The 15,965-nt window shown below is 68.5% G+C and carries 14 protein-coding genes; 8 read left to right on the forward strand and 6 right to left on the reverse strand.

Annotated features, from left to right (window positions below):
• Positions 1 to 20: 20 nt before the first annotated feature.
• Entirely contained in the window at positions 21 to 1,808 is a 1,788-nt protein-coding gene (gcl, locus tag ACIPUC_RS15915) for a glyoxylate carboligase (RefSeq protein WP_446589927.1), read from the forward strand.
• Positions 1,809 to 1,950: 142 nt separating this feature from the next.
• Here the strand turns inward: gcl and ACIPUC_RS15920 are convergent, their stop codons facing one another.
• The 4 genes from ACIPUC_RS15920 to ACIPUC_RS15935 form a co-directional block, all read right to left on the reverse strand.
• Positions 1,951 to 2,529: a TetR/AcrR family transcriptional regulator gene (locus tag ACIPUC_RS15920; RefSeq protein WP_446589928.1), complete on the reverse strand. Its 579-nt coding sequence runs from the start codon at positions 2,527 to 2,529 to the stop codon at positions 1,951 to 1,953.
• 522 nt (positions 2,530 to 3,051) lie between these two features.
• Positions 3,052 to 4,509 carry a catalase gene (locus ACIPUC_RS15925; RefSeq protein ID WP_446590429.1) on the reverse strand — a complete coding sequence of 486 codons (1,458 nt, stop codon included), beginning with the start codon at positions 4,507 to 4,509 and terminating at the stop codon, positions 3,052 to 3,054.
• 214 nt (positions 4,510 to 4,723) lie between these two features.
• Positions 4,724 to 5,614, reverse strand: coding sequence for a 2-hydroxy-3-oxopropionate reductase (locus ACIPUC_RS15930; RefSeq protein WP_446589929.1), 891 nt, complete (start codon positions 5,612 to 5,614; stop codon positions 4,724 to 4,726).
• A gap of 75 nt (positions 5,615 to 5,689) precedes the next feature.
• On the reverse strand, positions 5,690 to 6,523 hold the full coding sequence (locus ACIPUC_RS15935; protein WP_388558968.1) for a TIM barrel protein: 834 nt from the start codon (positions 6,521 to 6,523) through the stop codon (positions 5,690 to 5,692).
• A gap of 126 nt (positions 6,524 to 6,649) precedes the next feature.
• On the opposite strand from ACIPUC_RS15935, the gene ACIPUC_RS15940 reads away from it, so the two are divergent.
• The 7 genes from ACIPUC_RS15940 (at position 6,650) to ACIPUC_RS15970 (ending at position 12,600) form a co-directional block, all read left to right on the forward strand.
• Entirely contained in the window at positions 6,650 to 6,901 is a 252-nt protein-coding gene (locus ACIPUC_RS15940; RefSeq protein WP_079154403.1) for a thiamine-binding protein, read from the forward strand.
• Complete coding sequence (locus tag ACIPUC_RS15945; RefSeq protein WP_446589930.1) at positions 6,898 to 7,281, forward strand: helix-turn-helix domain-containing protein; 384 nt, start codon at positions 6,898 to 6,900, stop codon at positions 7,279 to 7,281. The genes ACIPUC_RS15940 and ACIPUC_RS15945 overlap by 4 nt, the downstream gene beginning before the upstream one ends.
• A 166-nt stretch (positions 7,282 to 7,447) precedes the next feature.
• Positions 7,448 to 7,966: a 2-oxo-4-hydroxy-4-carboxy-5-ureidoimidazoline decarboxylase gene (gene uraD, locus ACIPUC_RS15950; protein ID WP_446589931.1), complete on the forward strand. Its 519-nt coding sequence runs from the start codon at positions 7,448 to 7,450 to the stop codon at positions 7,964 to 7,966.
• A gap of 2 nt (positions 7,967 to 7,968) precedes the next feature.
• Positions 7,969 to 8,358: a hydroxyisourate hydrolase gene (gene uraH, locus ACIPUC_RS15955; protein ID WP_069922566.1), complete on the forward strand. Its 390-nt coding sequence runs from the start codon at positions 7,969 to 7,971 to the stop codon at positions 8,356 to 8,358.
• A 1-nt stretch (position 8,359) separates the two neighbouring features.
• Positions 8,360 to 9,283 (forward strand): factor-independent urate hydroxylase, encoded by a 924-nt coding sequence (gene pucL, locus ACIPUC_RS15960; protein ID WP_446589932.1) that lies wholly within the window; start codon positions 8,360 to 8,362, stop codon positions 9,281 to 9,283.
• 191 nt (positions 9,284 to 9,474) lie between these two features.
• Positions 9,475 to 10,878, forward strand: a complete 1,404-nt coding sequence (locus ACIPUC_RS15965; protein ID WP_446589933.1) for an 8-oxoguanine deaminase — start codon at positions 9,475 to 9,477, stop codon at positions 10,876 to 10,878.
• Positions 10,879 to 11,211: 333 nt separating this feature from the next.
• Positions 11,212 to 12,600, forward strand: a complete 1,389-nt coding sequence (locus tag ACIPUC_RS15970; RefSeq protein ID WP_446589935.1) for a nucleobase:cation symporter-2 family protein — start codon at positions 11,212 to 11,214, stop codon at positions 12,598 to 12,600.
• A 199-nt stretch (positions 12,601 to 12,799) separates the two neighbouring features.
• Here ACIPUC_RS15970 and ACIPUC_RS15975 read toward each other — a convergent pair whose 3' ends face one another.
• Positions 12,800 to 13,990, reverse strand: a complete 1,191-nt coding sequence (locus ACIPUC_RS15975; RefSeq protein WP_446589937.1) for a GDSL-type esterase/lipase family protein — start codon at positions 13,988 to 13,990, stop codon at positions 12,800 to 12,802.
• Between the two features lie 288 nt (positions 13,991 to 14,278).
• Positions 14,279 to 15,898 (reverse strand): malate synthase A, encoded by a 1,620-nt coding sequence (gene aceB / locus ACIPUC_RS15980; RefSeq protein ID WP_446589938.1) that lies wholly within the window; start codon positions 15,896 to 15,898, stop codon positions 14,279 to 14,281.
• Between the last annotated feature and the right edge of the window lie 67 nt (positions 15,899 to 15,965).

Here is a 15,965-nt window from a genome sequence, read left to right on the forward strand (position 1 = left end):
CGGACCCGCAGGAGAACTCGATGCCCCGTATGACAGCCGCCGCCGCTGCAGTGGAGATCCTCAAGCTCGAGGGCGTTTCGCAAGCCTTCGGCGTGCCCGGCGCTGCGATCAACCCGTTCTACCGCGAGCTCAAGAACGTGGGCGGCATCAACCACACGCTGGCCCGCCACGTCGAGGGCGCCTCGCACATGGCCGAGGGATACACCCGCGCCAAGGCGGGCAACATCGGTGTCTGCATCGGTACGTCCGGCCCCGCCGGCACCGACATGATCACCGGCCTGTACTCGGCGATCGCGGACTCGATCCCGATCCTGTGCATCACCGGTCAGGCTCCGGTCTCGAAGCTCCACAAGGAGGACTTCCAGGCCGTCGACATCGCCTCGATCGCCAAGCCGGTCACCAAGGCCGCGACCACCGTCCTGGAGGCCGCGCAGGTCCCCGGCGTGTTCCAGCAGGCCTTCCACCTGATGCGCTCCGGCCGCCCCGGCCCGGTCCTGATCGACCTCCCGATCGACGTCCAGCTGACGGAGATCGAGTTCGACCCGGAGACCTACCAGCCGCTGCCGGTCTACAAGCCGCGGGCGTCCCGCGCCCAGGCCGCCAAGGCCCTGCAGTTCCTGCTGGAGTCCGAGCGCCCGCTGATCGTCGCCGGTGGCGGCATCATCAACGCCGACGCCTCCGACCTGCTGGTCGAATTCGCCGAGCTGACCGGCGTCCCGGTCATCTCCACCCTGATGGGCTGGGGCGTCATCCCCGACGACCACGAGCTGAGCGCGGGCATGGTCGGCGTCCAGACCTCGCACCGCTACGGCAACGCGACCTTCCTGGAGTCGGACTTCGTCCTCGGCATCGGCAACCGCTGGGCCAACCGTCACACCGGTTACAACCTCGACGCGTACCTCGGCGACCGCAAGTTCGTCCACGTCGACATCGAGCCCACCCAGATCGGCAAGATCTTCGCGCCGGACTTCGGCATCGCCTCCGACGCCAAGGCCGCCCTGGAGCTCTTCATCGAGGTCGCCAAGGAGCTCAAGGCCGAGGGCAAGCTGCCGGACTTCTCCGCCTGGGCCGCCTCCGGCCAGGAGCGCAAGGCCACCCTCCAGCGCCGCACGCACTTCGACAACATCCCGATGAAGCCGCAGCGCGTGTACGAGGAGATGAACAAGGCCTTCGGCCCGGAGACGCGCTACGTCACCACCATCGGCCTCTCCCAGATCGCCGGCGCGCAGATGCTGCACGTCTTCAAGCCGCGCCACTGGATCAACTGCGGCCAGGCCGGCCCGCTCGGCTGGACCATCCCGGCCGCGATCGGTGCCGCCACCGCCGACCCCGAGACCCCGATCGTCGCCCTCTCCGGCGACTACGACTTCCAGTTCATGATCGAGGAGCTCGCGGTCGCCGCGCAGCACAAGGTCCCCTACGTCCACGTCCTCGTGAACAACGCCTACCTGGGCCTGATCCGTCAGGCGCAGGGCGGCCTGGGCATCAACTTCGAGGTCAACCTCGAGTTCGAGAACATCAACACCCCGGAGCTCGGCGTCTACGGCGTCGACCACGTCAAGGTCGCCGAGGGCCTGGGCGTCAAGGCCATCCGCGTCACCGACCCGAACGAGCTGGGCGCAGCCTTCGAGCAGGCCAAGAAGCTGGCCCAGGAGTTCCAGGTCCCGGTCGTCGTCGAGGCCATCCTGGAGCGCGTCACCAACATCTCGATGAGCAAGACGGTCGACATGAGCGATGTCACCGAGTTCGAGGAGCTCGCGACCGAGCCGGGCCACGCCCCGACCGCGATCAAGGCCCTCAAGGTCTGATCGACACGTCAGCAGTACGCGACGACCCCCGCCCCTCCGTCAGGAGGAGCGGGGGTCGTTCCGCGTGCAGGGGTCGTTCCGCGTCCAGGGCTCTCTCCGTGCCCGGGCGGTACCCGGCGGGCGGTGCCCGGTGGCGAGGCGCCTACGGCCGCGGCCCGAGCTCCGCGTCCACCGCGCCGGTCAGCAGCTCGCGGGCGCGCTCCAGGGTGAGGGAGCCGCTCAGCCAGCGCTCGCTGAGCCCCTCCACGAGGGCGGTGAGCCGCTCGGCGGCGTCCAGCGGCTCGACGTGCAGGTCGGCGAGTCCGGCCGCCTGGGCGTCGGAGACGGCGTCCGCGGTGTCCTGCGACCAGGAGCGGGTGGACTCCGCCAGGGTCTCGCGCAGGTCCGTGTCGAAGATGGCGCTGGCCCGCAACTCGCCCCAGGCGGTGCTGTTCTCGCGGACCCGCGGGATGTCCTGGAGCTCGCTCAGCAGCAGCCGGAGCAGCGCGTCGCGGGCGTCCTCGGCGTCCTCCAGGGCCTCGTCGGTGTAGCTCGTGGCGCGGTCGCTGATGAAGGCCAGGGTGCGCTGGACCAGGCCGGCGCGGTCCTTGAAGTGGTAGTAGATCAGCCCGGTCGACACCCCGGCCTCGGCGGCGAGTTCCTCGACGCGCAGCCCTCTGACGCCGCTGCGGGCGATGAGGCGCACGGCTGCTTCCAAGATCAACGACTGGCGGTCGGCCACGCTCGCTCGCACCTTTCGGTCGGACACCCCTTGACTGAGCTTTCAGTCAGGTCCGACGATAACTCCCGCCGCGACGATCCTGACGTGACCTTCAGTCAGGATGCCGGTCAGTACCGCGGCACAGGAGAGTGGGCGGGGGAACGACAAAGCGCCGAGTCACGGGACCGTCCGTGACTCGGCGCTCTGGTTGTTACCGCCCGACGGAGCGAGGCTGGCGCGACAGGACGTTCGCACCGCCGGGCGGAGTAGGAGGCTCCTCGGTTCCGTGCGGGGGGCTCTGTGCGCGGCCCCCGTACGGGAGAGGAGTGGCTGGGACCGTGGCGGGCGGGCGACGAGAACTCCGGCGCCGTCTCCCTCAGGTCAAGAGACGGGCCTCGGAACCCATTACCACCGCACTGGCTCGCACGCTCGCCACGGTCCTCGTCCGGCCCTCACCGCGTACCACCCCTCATCCGGGTAAGCGGGTCGGGCTCGGTACCCGGGGCCTGACCTCCCGTCAGGCCCCCGGTACAGCTGTTCGGCTCAGGCGTCGCGCAGGGCGCGGACGGCCTCCTCGACGCGCTTGCCGTAGTCGGCGTCGGCGGCGTGGAAGTGAGCCAGGTTCTTCTCGATGACGTCTTCCAGGGTGACCTGAGACAGACCGCCGGCGATGTTCGCCACCAGGCGCTGCTTCTCGGCCTCCGACATCAGGCGGTAGAGCTCACCGGCCTGGAAGAAGTCGTCGTCCTTGGTGTGGGCCGGGGCCTCGTGGGTGCCCGTGTAGCCGGAGACGGCCTTCGGGGCGCCCAGCGCCAGACCGGTCTCGGCCGGACCCTGGTACGAGTTGGGCTCGTAGTTCTTGTCGTGGCGCGAGCCGTTGCGCAGCGCCATGACCCCGTCGCGGCCGTAGTTGTCGGCCTTCGTCGCCTTCGGGGCGTTCACCGGCAGCAGGGTGTGGTTCACACCGAGGCGGTAGCGCTGGGCGTCGGCGTACGCGAAGAGGCGGCCCTGGAGCATCTTGTCCGGCGAGGCGGTGATGCCCGGGACGAAGTTGTTCGGGGAGAAGGCGGACTGCTCGACCTCGGCGAAGACGTTGTCCGGATTGCGGTCGAGGACCAGGCGGCCCACGCGCTGCAGCGGGTAGTCGCTGTGCGGCCACACCTTGGTGAGGTCGAACGGGTTGAAGCGGTAGTCCGCGGCCTCGGCGGCGGGCATGATCTGCACGTACAGGGTCCACGAGGGGTTCACACCGCGCTCGATCGCCTGGAGCAGGTCGGTCTGGTGCGAGTTCGCGTCCTTGCCGACGAGCTCGGCGGCCTGCTCGCCCGACAGGCAGCGGATGCCCTGGTTCGTCTTGAAGTGGTACTTGACGAAGAAGGCCTCGCCCTGCGCGTTGGTCCACTGGTACGTGTGGGAGCCGTAGCCGTTCATGTGGCGGTACGACGCCGGGATGCCGCGGTCACCCATCAGCCAGGTGATCTGGTGCGTCGCCTCGGGGGCGTGCGCCCAGAAGTCCCAGACGTTGTCCGGCTCCTGCTTGCCCGTGAAGGGGTCGCGCTTCTGGGAGTGGATGAAGTCGGGGAACTTGATCGGGTCCTTGATGAAGAACACCGGGGTGTTGTTGCCGACGAGGTCGTAGTTGCCCTCTTCGGTGTAGAACTTCAGCGCGAAGCCGCGCGGGTCGCGGACCGCGTCCGCGCCGCCCAGCGAGTCGGCCACGGTGGAGAACCGCAGGAAGGTCTCGGTCTTCTTGCCGACCGTGTTCAGGAACGCGGCGCTGGTGTACGCGGTGACGTCGTCGGTCACCTCGAAGTAGCCGTACGCGGCCGAGCCGCGGGCGTGCACCACGCGCTCCGGGATGCGCTCACGGTTGAAGCGGGCAAGCTTCTCGAGCAGCTGCTGGTCCTGGACCAGGAGCGGGCCACCGACGCCGGCGGTGGCGGAGTTCTGATTGTCGGCGACCGGGGCGCCGGACTCGGTCGTCAGCGTGCGCTTCGACATGGTGACCTTCCGTACGGGTAACTGCTGACGGAAAGCGTCTTCCGTCATGCGGAACAGCCTAATTTCGGCAAGAACTAAACGTCAACAGTTTGTTGAACGAAGTTGAAGAGAGGTGATCCGGACGGCGCCGGCACTTGGGCGCGACAGGACAGGTGTCAGCACCGGCGCCATCCGGAAACTCAGGTCCCCGTAGGGGGAGGGGTGCTCTGCGAGATCAGAGCTGGGCGCCGGAGAGGCGCTCGACGGCGCGGAGCAGGGCCGAGTGGTCCAGGCCGCCGTCACCCTGGGCGCGCAGCGAGGCGACCAGCTGGGCGACGACCGCGCCGACCGGGAGGGCCGCACCGACGTTGCGGGCGGCGTCGGTGACGATGCCCATGTCCTTGTGGTGCAGGTCGATCCGGAAACCGGGCTTGAAGTCGCGGTTCAGGAAGTTGTCCTTCTTGCGGGTCAGGACCGTGGAGCCGGCCAGGCCGCCGTTGAGGACGTCCAGGGCGGCCTGGAGGTTCACGCCCGACTTCTCGAGGAAGACGACGGCCTCGGCGCACGCCTGGATGTTCACCGCGACGATGAGCTGGTTGGCGGCCTTGACCGTCTGGCCGGAGCCGTGCGGGCCGCAGAGGACGATGGTCTTACCGAGGGCCTCGAGGACCGGCAGGGCCTCGTCGAAGTCGGCCTGCTCGCCACCCACCATGATCGACAGTACGGCCTCGATGGCGCCGGCCTCGCCGCCGGACACCGGGGCGTCCAGGACGCGGATGCCCTTCGCGGCGGCGTTCTTCGCCAGGTCGATCGAGGTCTGCGGGGTGATCGAGGACATGTCCACGATCAGCGCGCCGGACTTGGCGTTCTCGAGGATGCCGTTCTCGCCGTAGGAGATGGCCTCGACCTGCGGGGAGGCGGGCACCATCGTGATGATGACGTCGGCGTCCTTGACGGCCTCGGCGATGGAGCCGGCCGCGGTACCGCCGGCGGCGGCCAGGCGCTCCAGCTTGTCCTGCTCCAGGGTGAAGCCGGTGACCGAGTAGCCGGCCTTCAGGAGGTTCTCGGCCATGGGGGAGCCCATGATTCCGAGGCCGATCCAGGCAATCTTGGGGAGGTTGCTCATGACGAGGATCCTTCTCTTAATGCTTTGTACGAAAAGTGCGTGTGGTGCCTGGCTGATCGCCTGGACTTTGTCCGCCTACTTGGCGGCGCGGGCCTCGGCGGGCAGCCACGCGAAGGACGCGGCAGCGTCGGCGGCCTTGTACTCCAGGCCTACGTAGCCCTCGTATCCGGCCTTCTTCAGCTGGTCGAGCAGCTCCTCGAGGGGCAGCTCACCGGTGCCGGGGGCGCCTCGGCCGGGCTTGTCGGCGATCTGGACGTGCCCGGTCTTGGCGGCGTACTTTTCGATGACCTCGGAGAGGTCCTCGTCGTTCATCGCCAGGTGGTACAGGTCGAGCAGGAACTTGGCGTTCCCGAGGCCGGTGGCCTCGTTCACCTTGTCCACTACCTCGATGCCGGCCGGGGCGCTCACCAGCGGGTAGAGCGGCGACTCGGGCTTGTTGAGGGTCTCGATCAGGAGGATCGCGCCGACGCGGTCGGCGGCCTGAGCGGCCACGACCAGGTTCTGGAGCGCGAGCTCGTCCTGGACCGCCGGGTCCACGCCTTCGACGCGGTTGCCGTAGAGGGCGTTCAGCGCCTTGCAGCCGACCGAGGCCGCGAAGTCGGCGGCCACGTTGATGTTGGCGTTGAAGCGCTCCGACTCCTCACCGGGAACCGACACCGCACCGCGGTCCGGGCCCGGCAACTGGCCGGCGTAGAAGTTCAGGCCCACCAGCTGGGTGCCGGCGTCCTCAAGAGCCTTCTTGAGGGCGTCGAGCTCCGCCTGTGCGGGGGTGGGGGTCTCGATCCAGGGCCACCACAGCTCGACCGCCGTGAAGCCCGCCGCGGCGGCAGCCGCGGGACGCTCCAGAAGCGGGAGTTCCGTGAAGAGGATCGAAAGGTTTACATCGAAGCGCTGGTCCGTGTATCCCATGAGGGGTGTGCGCTCCTTCCGTATTGCGGAAGTTAGTTTCTGCTTGATGGAAGACTGCATGGAGGTTCGCGCGGCTGTCAAGTACGGACTCCCGAAAAGTCGCGACTGCCAGGTAGCTTGGCGAGCGTGCGATTGAGAGTGGAGTTCACGACCGAGCCCTTCGACCTCGAAGAGGCCCCTGCCCACGCCGTGGCCGCTCGCGAGGTCATCCAGAAGGCCCAGCTGGACGCGGTGGATGTCGGCCCGTTCGGCAACACCGCGGAGGGTGAAGCCGACCGGGTGCTGGCCGCGGTGGGCGCGCTGCTGCGCGATTCCCTGGAGGCCGGGGCCACCCGCGTCTCGCTCCAGGTCAATGTGCTCGGGGAGGACACGCCATGACCGAGCCCCGCGACCACCCGTTCGTCACCGCGGTCAAGCCGCTGGTGGACGCCATGGGCGGAGAGCTGATGGATCCGGCCCTGGCCCAGCCCGACGACGTCGTGCTCAGCTGGGAGGGGCAGGACCTGCTGGCCGTGCGCCTGCCGCAGCTCTCGGATTCGCTGGACCACATCCTGGCCGCGCTGGAGCGCCGGCACGGCGTACCGTTGTCCCAGCTCGACCGGAAGGCCAAGCAGGACATCGTGCGGATACTGGAGGCGCGAGGCGCCTTCTCCGTACGGCACGGCGTGGAAACGGTCGCGGGCGCCCTGGGCGTAAGCCGCTTTACGGTTTACAACTACCTGAACCGGGAAAATCCCAACAAGACCGCCCAAAAATGAAGCCAAGCGTGAACGCAGCCTGACCCACAGTGACAAGCCGCCGCCCAATTCATCCGGGCGGCGGCTTTTGTGTACGGGAAGTTTCAACAAAGTGTTGACGCCGTGTTGTCGAGGGCGTTAGCTATGCGCAGCCCGTCAAAGCAACAACAGGCCACGGAGGCCTACCGTGACTTCGAGTCCGACCCCGGGTCTCACCCGGTTCAACGCCTTGGACGACAGCGCGGCCACGGCCGAGCTGCACGAGGTGTGCGCCAGCTCGGCATGGGTCAGCAAACTGCTCGCCCAGCGCCCCTTCCCCGGCGCCGAGTCCCTGTTCGCCGCGAACGAGTCCGCCATGGCGGAGCTCACCGCGGAGGACCTGGGCGAAGCGATGGGAGGCCACGCGCCGATCGGCCGGCCGAAGCCGGGAGACCCGACCTCCGCCCGCGAGCAGCGTGGCATGGCCGGCGCCTCGGAGGAGCTCAAGAACGAGCTCCTCGAACTGAACCTGGCGTACCAGGAGAAGTTCGGCCACGTCTTCCTCATCTGCGCCACCGGTGCGACCGGTGAGTTCATGCGGGACGCGGTCAAGGTCCGGATCGACAACTCGCCGGAGCAGGAGCGAGAGATCGCCCGCGGTGAGCTCGTCAAGATCAACAAGATCCGTCTGACCCGCCTCGTCGAACGCACAGAAGAAGGAGAGTGAGCATGAGCACCGCGACCACCGCGTCGGTGTCCACGCACATCCTGGACACCAGCATCGGCAAGCCCGCCGAGGGCGTCGCCATCTCCCTGTCGGCCCGCACCGGGCTCGACGGTGAGTGGGCGGCCCTGGGCGGCTCCGCCACCGACGCCGACGGGCGCTGCAAGGACCTGCCGGCGCTGCCGGAGGGCACCACCCACGTGCGTCTCGACTTCGAGACCGAGACGTACTTCTCCAAGAAGCAAGCCGAGGCGCAGCAGGACGCCCCCCGCGTAAGGGACAGCGCTACGTTCTTCCCCGAGGTCACCATCACCTTCGCGGTGAACCCGGGCGAGCACTACCACGTACCGCTGCTGCTCAACCCGTTCGGCTACTCCGTTTACCGAGGGAGCTAGCATGGCCACGATTCTGGGCCAGAACCAGTACGGCAAGGCAGAGAACCGCGTCGTCAAGATCACGCGGGACGGCGACACCCACCACATCAAGGACCTGAACGTCTCGGTCGCCCTCTCCGGCGACATGGACGACGTCCACTACTCCGGCTCGAACGCCAACGTCCTGCCGACGGACACCACCAAGAACACGGTGTACGCGTTCGCCAAGGAGTACGGCATCGAGTCCGCCGAGCAGTTCGGCATCCACCTGGCGCGCTGGTTCGTCAACAGCCAGGAGCCGATCCAGAAGGCGCGCATCCGGATCGAGGAGTACTCCTGGGACCGGATCGCCACCTCGGACGCCAACTCCAAGTTCATCGGCTCCGACGAGGTGAACCACTCCTTCGTCCGCAAGGGCATGGAGACCCGCGTCACCCAGATCACGTACGACGGCACGAACTGGGAGGTCATCTCCGGCCTCAAGGACCTGGTCGTCATGAACTCCACGAACTCCGAGTTCTGGGGTTACGTGAAGGACAAGTACACGACGCTGAAGGAGGCCTACGACCGCATCCTGGCCACCCAGGTGTCGGCTCGCTGGCGCTTCAACTGGTCGGACGACGAGCAGCGGATGCCCAACTGGGAGAAGTCCTACGCCGAGACCAAGAAGCACATGCTCCAGGCCTTCGCGGAGACCTACTCCCTCTCGCTGCAGCAGACCCTGTACCAGATGGGTTCGCGCATCATCAACCACCGTTCGGAGATCGACGAGGTCCGCTTCTCGCTCCCGAACAAGCACCACTTCCTCGTCGACCTTGAGCCGTTCGGCCTCAAGAACGACAACGAGGTCTACTTCGCCGCGGACCGCCCGTACGGTCTGATCGAGGCCACTGTTCTCCGGGACGGCGTTGACGCCCGTATCCCCGTGGACATGACCAACCTCTGATGCGGCACGCGTGTCCCGGGGCTCCGCAGTGGCCCCGGGACGGCGCGACACTTTTTGAGCTTCCTGATTCGGCACCCGGACGCATCTCCAGGGGCGGCAGTACTGTCAGCTGTCAAGGCCCCAGGCTCCGGCACTCAAATCTCCTGGGCCTTGCCGTGCCCGCACCGCCACTGAAAGCACGAGGAAGTCCCATGGCAGCATCGGCAGCCCTTGACAGCGCGGTCGAGCGCATCGTCATCGAGAACTGTGCGATTGCGACCGTCGACGCGAACGACACCGAGTACGCCTCGGGCTACGTGGTCGTCGCCGGCAACAAGATCGAGTCGATCGGTGCGGGCAAAGCCCCCGAGAACCTCGACAATGTGGTCCGCCGCATCGACGGCACGGGTCACCTCGTCACCCCCGGCCTGGTCAACACCCACCACCACTTCTACCAGTGGATCACGCGTGGTCTGGCCACCGACCACAACCTCTTCAACTGGCTCGTCGCGCTGTACCCGACCTGGGCGCGCATCGACGAGCAGATGACGTACACGGCCGCGCAGGGCTCCCTCGCCGCGATGGCCAAGGGCGGCGTCACCACCGCCATGGACCACCACTACGTGTTCCCCAAGGGCTCCGGCGACCTCTCCGGCTCGATCATCCGCGCCGCGTCCGAGATGGGCGTCCGCTTCACCCTCGCCCGCGGCTCGATGGACCGCAGCGAGAAGGACGGCGGCCTGCCGCCGGACCACGCGGTCGAGACCCTCGAGGGTGCGCTCGCCGACACCGAGGCGACCGTGAAGAAGTACCACGACGCCTCCTTCGACGCGATGACCCAGGTCGCCGTCGCCCCCTGCTCGCCCTTCTCGGTCTCCACCGAGCTGCTGAAGCAGGGCGCCGAGCTGGCTCGCCGCCTGGGTGTGCGCATGCACACGCACGGCTCCGAGACCGTCGAGGAAGAGAAGTTCTGCCACGAGCTCTTCGGCATGGGCCCGACCGACTACTTCGAGTCGACCGGCTGGCTCGGCGAGGACGTGTGGATGGCGCACAGCGTCCACATGAACGACTCGGACATCGCCGCGTTCGCCCGTACCAAGACCGGTGTCGCGCACTGCCCGTCCTCCAACGCCCGTCTGGCCGCCGGCATCGCCCGCGTCCCGGACATGCTGGCCGCCGGCGTCCCGGTCGGCCTCGGCGTGGACGGCACCGCCTCCAACGAGTCCGGTGAGCTGCACACCGAGCTGCGCAACGCGCTCCTCATCAACCGCCTCAACACCGTCCACCGCGAGCGCGCCCTGAACGCGCGCCAGGCCCTGCGCCTGGGTACGTACGGTGGCGCCCAGGTCCTCGGCCGCGCCGACAACATCGGCTCGCTCGAGGTCGGCAAGTGCGCCGACCTGGTGATGTGGAACCTGAGCACGTTCCTGCACTCCTCGATCGCCGACCCGGTCACCGCGCTGGTCTTCGGTGCGGCCGCCCCGGTGACCGCGTCGTTCGTCAACGGCAAGCAGATCGTCGAGAACAACCGACTGCTCTTCGCCGACGAGGACGCCATCGCCGTGTCCACGCGGGAAGAGGCCCAGCGCCTCGCGCGGATCTCGGCGCAGGCCTGATCTTCCGCCCGGCTCTGCCGGGCGGACCTCCAGAGTCCGGCCGGGGGGGACGGCCCCCGGCCGGCAGCCGCGGACCCGAGCGGGGTCCGCGGCAGCCGTTCCCGGGTGGCGCCCGAGGTGATCCGAGGGCGCGCCCCGGGGGCGGTGACTCGTGCCACTGGCTCCGCTGCACAGCAGCGTCACGCGGAACGGTTTTGGGCGAATCGTTTCTGCACCCCTTGGGACAAGCATCCGCACCACCCACAACTGAACACAGGCTCGACTCGCAACGCTTTCGCACCACCTCCATGACACCCACGTCCCTGCCGACGTGTTACCCGACCGGAGGAAGCCGTGGCCGCAATGCCCAGGTTTCGCAAAGACGCAGTCGCAGTACCGGAGGAGAAGCACCCGGTCGACGAGACCCTGCCTCCGCTGAAAATGTTCACCAGCGGTCTCCAGCACGTCGCCGCCATGTACGCGGGTGTCGTCGCCCCGCCCATGATCGTCGGTCCGGCCGTGGGCCTCTCCGCCACCGAGACCGCCTTCCTGATGGGCGCCTCGCTCTTCACGGCGGGCCTCGCCACCCTCCTCCAGACCCTCGGATTCTGGAAGATCGGCGCCAAACTCCCCTTCGTCAACGGCGTGTCCTTCGCCGGAGTGACCCCGATGATCGCGATCGGCAAGGGGGAGGGGGACAATGCCATCCCCGTCATCTTCGGCGCGATCATCGTCGCCGGAGTCATCGGCTTCTTCGCCGCCCCCTACTTCGGCAAACTCGTCCGCTTCTTCCCGCCGGTCGTCACGGGCACGGTCATCACCCTGATCGGCGTCTCCCTGCTGCCCGTCGCCTTCAACTGGTCGCAGGGCGGCAACAGCACCGCCGGCGACTACGGCTCCATGCGGAACATCGGCATGGCGGCCGCCACCTTGGTGATCGTCCTGCTGATGCGCAAGCTCCTGCGCGGCTTCCTCCAGCAGATATCCATCCTGCTGGGCCTGGTCGCGGGCACCCTGATAGCCCTGCCGCTCGGCATGACCAGCTTCGACGCCGTCAAGAACGCCTCGGTGGTCGGCTTCCCGACCCCGTTCCACTTCGGCGCCCCGCAGTTCCAGGTCGCCGCGATCATCTCGATGTGCATCGTCATGCTCGTCTGCATGACCGAGTCCACCGCCGACATCCTGGCGCTCGGCAAGATCGTCGGCCGTCCGGCGGACGCGAAGACCATCGAGGGCGGTCTGCGCGCCGACACCCTGGGCAGCGCGATCAGCCCGCTGTTCAACGGCTTCATGTGCAGCGCCTTCGCCCAGAACATCGGGCTGGTCGCGATGACCAAGGTGCGCAGCCGGTTCGTGGTCGCCGCCGGCGGCGGCATCCTGATCCTGCTCGGCCTGTGCCCGATGGCCGCCTCCGTCATCGGGGTCGTCCCGCTGCCCGTCCTCGGAGGCGCCGGGATCGTGCTCTTCGGCTCGGTCGCGGCCAGCGGCATCCAGACCCTGGCCGGCGCAGCCATGGAGAAGGGCGAGAACGCCCTGATCGTCGCCGCCTCGGTGGGCATCGGCCTGATCCCGATCGCCGCGCCGCAGTTCTACCACGCCTTCCCCAAGGACCTCCTGGTCGTCCTGGACTCGGGCATCAGCACCGGCTGCGTGGTGGCGATCCTGCTCAACCTCGCCTTCAACCACCTCGGCGCCCGGCGCGGGGCGGACACCCCGGACCCGGTCCCGGTCCCGGTGCACTGAACCGCGTACGGCGGTGTGCACGCCACCCGCTGCGGGTGTGGCGTGCGCACCGCCGTACGCATGCTTCAGGGACCTCGGCGACAGGCCGCAACTCCCGGTAGACCGGGCGCTCTTCGGATCGGCGGCCGTATACGAAATGCCGTCCTGCCGCGCGGCGGCGGCGGCCCCGAAGCTGATCACCGAGTACGGGCGCTTCCGGTTACGGAGCGGGCGTCAGGTACATCCCCGTCTGGTCGGCCCCGGCGGTGTTCTTGCAGCTGAAGCCGGACGCGGCGGGCTGCGCCACGACCAGGGCCAGGCAGCGCCCCGCGGCCAGCTGGCCGAAGTAGTTCGGGTGCATGGACTCCTGGATCAGGCCCTGCGACTCGTTGTTGTCGATCCAGCGCGCCCACTCGCTCGTCGTGGCCGACGCCGGGACCGTCGAGGTCACCTGCTTGCTCGCCTTGGCGCACACCTCGCGCCCCTGGAGCATGTCCCGCAGGTCCAGGAACTGCACGCCCTTGGCGGCGGCGACACCCTTGATGCGGTTCGCGATCTGCGGGACGAGCGAGTCCCGGGCCCAGTCCGAGTCGCGGTTCCAGAAGGGGCATCCGCCGGTGTTGAGGCGGCTCCAGTCGCTTTGGGTGTACCGGTTCTCCGCACCGCGCGGGATCGGCGACGGGTAGGACTGCAGCACGATCCGGTAGGAGGAGTCGGCGTAGCCGGCCCCGCGCATCACGGCCCGGACCTCGTCCACGGACTTCCCGACCGCGCCCATCACCGCGTCGATCTTCTGGTCCACGCCGTACTGCTGGTCGTCGTAGCAGTACGAGTTCCAGATGATGAAGTCGTACGCGCAGTCCTTGATGATGTCGGCGAAGCCGAGGTCGTTCCCGCCGACGGACAGGGCGATGACCTTGACGTTGTGGCTCGCGGCCACCGCGGCGAGCTGATCGGCCTGCGGGGCCTCGCCCTTGAAGGCCACCCCGCCGTTGGAGGCGCGGAACACGTTCTCGGACGTGGCCCCGGAACAGGCCAGGTTGACCGCCACGTCCGCGATCGCCCCGGCGCTGCGCACCTCGGCGGAGTCGGAGCGGTGGCAGCCGCCCGCGGTGGTCCCGTAGACCTTGCCGGGATCGTACGTGCTGGCGCTGACCCAGCCCCGGTCGGTGCCGTTGCGGCTCCCGGTGTTGGTCAGGCTGTTGCCCTTCCAGCGCCCGGCCTCGCCGGAGATGTAGCTGTCGCCCATGGAGACCACGGCGGTGGGCCCGCTGCCGGGGCTGGCGGCGGAGGTCCCGGCGCCGGCGGCCATCAACGCGCCGACGGCGAGCGGCAGAACCATTCCGGCCCCGGCGAGTCGTCGCACACGACTGCCGGCCCGGTCCTTGCGGGCAGTGCGGAATCCGATCACGGCGGAACTCCTGCGGTCGGCCATGCGGGAGCCAAAAACAACTCCGCCGCATGGCTGGGGAAGTGGGGGTACCGCCGGCCGGTGGCATCGGAAAGGTGACACGCGCCCACTTGTTACCGCTAGGTACAGTCATGTTACGAACGAGTAACAACCGACCGGTCGTTCGGCCCCACCCCCCGCAACCCACCCCAAAACGACCCGGAAACGACTCCGCCCCCGGCGCCGGGAGGCGACGGGGGCGGAGGGGGGCGTGTTCGACTGCTGTGCGTTTCAGTCGAATTCAGACATTCAGCCGACCAGCTGGTCGTACGCGGGGAGGGTGAGGAAGTCCGCGTAGTCCGCGTCCAGGGAGACCTGGAGGAGGAGGTCGTGGGCCTGCTGCCAATTTCCGGCGGCGAAGGCCTCCTCGCCGAGCTCGGTGCGCAGGGCGGCCAGTTCCTCCGCCGCGATGGCGCGCGTCAGCTCGGCCGTGGCCGTCTTGCCGTTCTCGAAGACGACTCCGGCGTTGATCCACTGCCAGATCTGCGAGCGTGAGATCTCGGCGGTGGCCGCGTCCTCCATCAGGCCGAAGATGCCGACGGCGCCGTGGCCGCGGAGCCAGGCCTCGATGTACCGGATGCCGACCTGGACGGCGTTGCGCAGGCCGTCGTACGTGGGCTTCGCGTCCAGCGAGTCGATCGCGATGAGCTCGCCCGGGGCCACCGAGACGTCCTCGCGCAGGCGCTCCTTCTGGTTCGGCTTGTCGCCGAGCACCGCGTCGAAGGAGGCCATCGCGATCGGGACCAGGTCGGGGTGGGCGACCCAGGAGCCGTCGAAGCCGTCGCCGGCCTCGCGGTCCTTGTCGGCCTTGACCTTCTCGAAGGCGATCTTGTTCGCCTCGGCGTCCTTGCGCGACGGGATGAAGGCCGCCATGCCGCCGATGGCGTGCGCGCCGCGCTTGTGGCAGGTGCGGACCAGGAGTTCGGTGTACGCCCGCATGAACGGGGCGGTCATCGTCACCGCGTTGCGGTCCGGCAGGACGAACTTCTCGCCGCCGTCACGGAAGTTCTTGACGATGGAGAAGAGGTAGTCCCAGCGGCCCGCGTTCAGGCCGGCCGCGTGGTCGCGCAGCTCGTAGAGGATCTCCTCCATCTCGTACGCGGCGGTGATCGTCTCGATCAGGACCGTGGCGCGGACGGTGCCCTGCGGGATGCCGACGTAGTCCTGGGCGAAGACGAAGATCTCGTTCCAGAGGCGCGCCTCCAGGTGCGACTCCGTCTTCGGCAGGTAGAAGTACGGGCCCTTGCCGAGGTCGATCAGACGCTTCGCGTTGTGGAAGAAGTACAGGCCGAAGTCCACCAGCGAGCCGGAGGCCGGGCCGCCCTCGAACTGGAGGTGGCGCTCCTCGAGGTGCCAGCCGCGCGGCCGCATCACGACGGTGGCGAGCTGCTCGGCGGGCTTCAGTGCGTATGCCTTGCCGGTGCGGGCGTCGGTGAAGTCGATGCGGCGCTCGTAGGCGTCGATCAGGTTGAGCTGGCCGAGGACGACGTTCTCCCAGGTGGGGGCGGAGGCGTCCTCGAAGTCGGCGAGCCAGACCTTCGCGCCCGAATTCAGGGCGTTGATGGTCATCTTGCGGTCGGTCGGACCGGTGATCTCCACGCGGCGGTCGTTCAGCGCGGCCGGGGCCGGCGCGACCTTCCAGTCGCCCTCGCGGATCTGTGCGGTCTCCGGGAGGAAGTCGAGCGTGGAGGTGCGGGCGATCTCGGCGCGCCGCTCGCCACGCCGGGCGAGGAGCTCGGCGCGACGCGGGGCGAACCGCCGGTGGAGCTCGGCCACGAAGGCCAGCGCCGCTTCTGTGAGGACTTCGTCCTGTCGGGGCAGGGGTTCGGCATCGACGATGGCCAGCGATGACGGCGCTGGTGCGGACATATCTGTCACTCCTTGCAGCGGCGGTGCCTGGCGGCCGCGGGGGAATGCTCGCGCGCGGACGGCACGG

The organism is Streptomyces sp. LARHCF249 (assembly GCF_052871255.1).

Coding starts and splice junctions, on each gene's coding strand:
- gcl (WP_446589927.1), top strand. CDS start 21: ATGCCCCGTATGACAGCCGCCGCCGCTGCAGTGGAGATCCTCAAGCTC.
- ACIPUC_RS15925 (WP_446590429.1), bottom strand. CDS start 4,509: ATGTCGAAGCGCACGCTGACGACCGAGTCCGGCGCCCCGGTCGCCGAC.
- ACIPUC_RS15930 (WP_446589929.1), bottom strand. CDS start 5,614: ATGAGCAACCTCCCCAAGATTGCCTGGATCGGCCTCGGAATCATGGGC.
- ACIPUC_RS15935 (WP_388558968.1), bottom strand. CDS start 6,523: ATGGGATACACGGACCAGCGCTTCGATGTAAACCTTTCGATCCTCTTC.
- ACIPUC_RS15945 (WP_446589930.1), top strand. CDS start 6,898: ATGACCGAGCCCCGCGACCACCCGTTCGTCACCGCGGTCAAGCCGCTG.
- uraH (WP_069922566.1), top strand. CDS start 7,969: ATGAGCACCGCGACCACCGCGTCGGTGTCCACGCACATCCTGGACACC.
- pucL (WP_446589932.1), top strand. CDS start 8,360: ATGGCCACGATTCTGGGCCAGAACCAGTACGGCAAGGCAGAGAACCGC.
- ACIPUC_RS15965 (WP_446589933.1), top strand. CDS start 9,475: ATGGCAGCATCGGCAGCCCTTGACAGCGCGGTCGAGCGCATCGTCATC.
- aceB (WP_446589938.1), bottom strand. CDS start 15,898: ATGTCCGCACCAGCGCCGTCATCGCTGGCCATCGTCGATGCCGAACCC.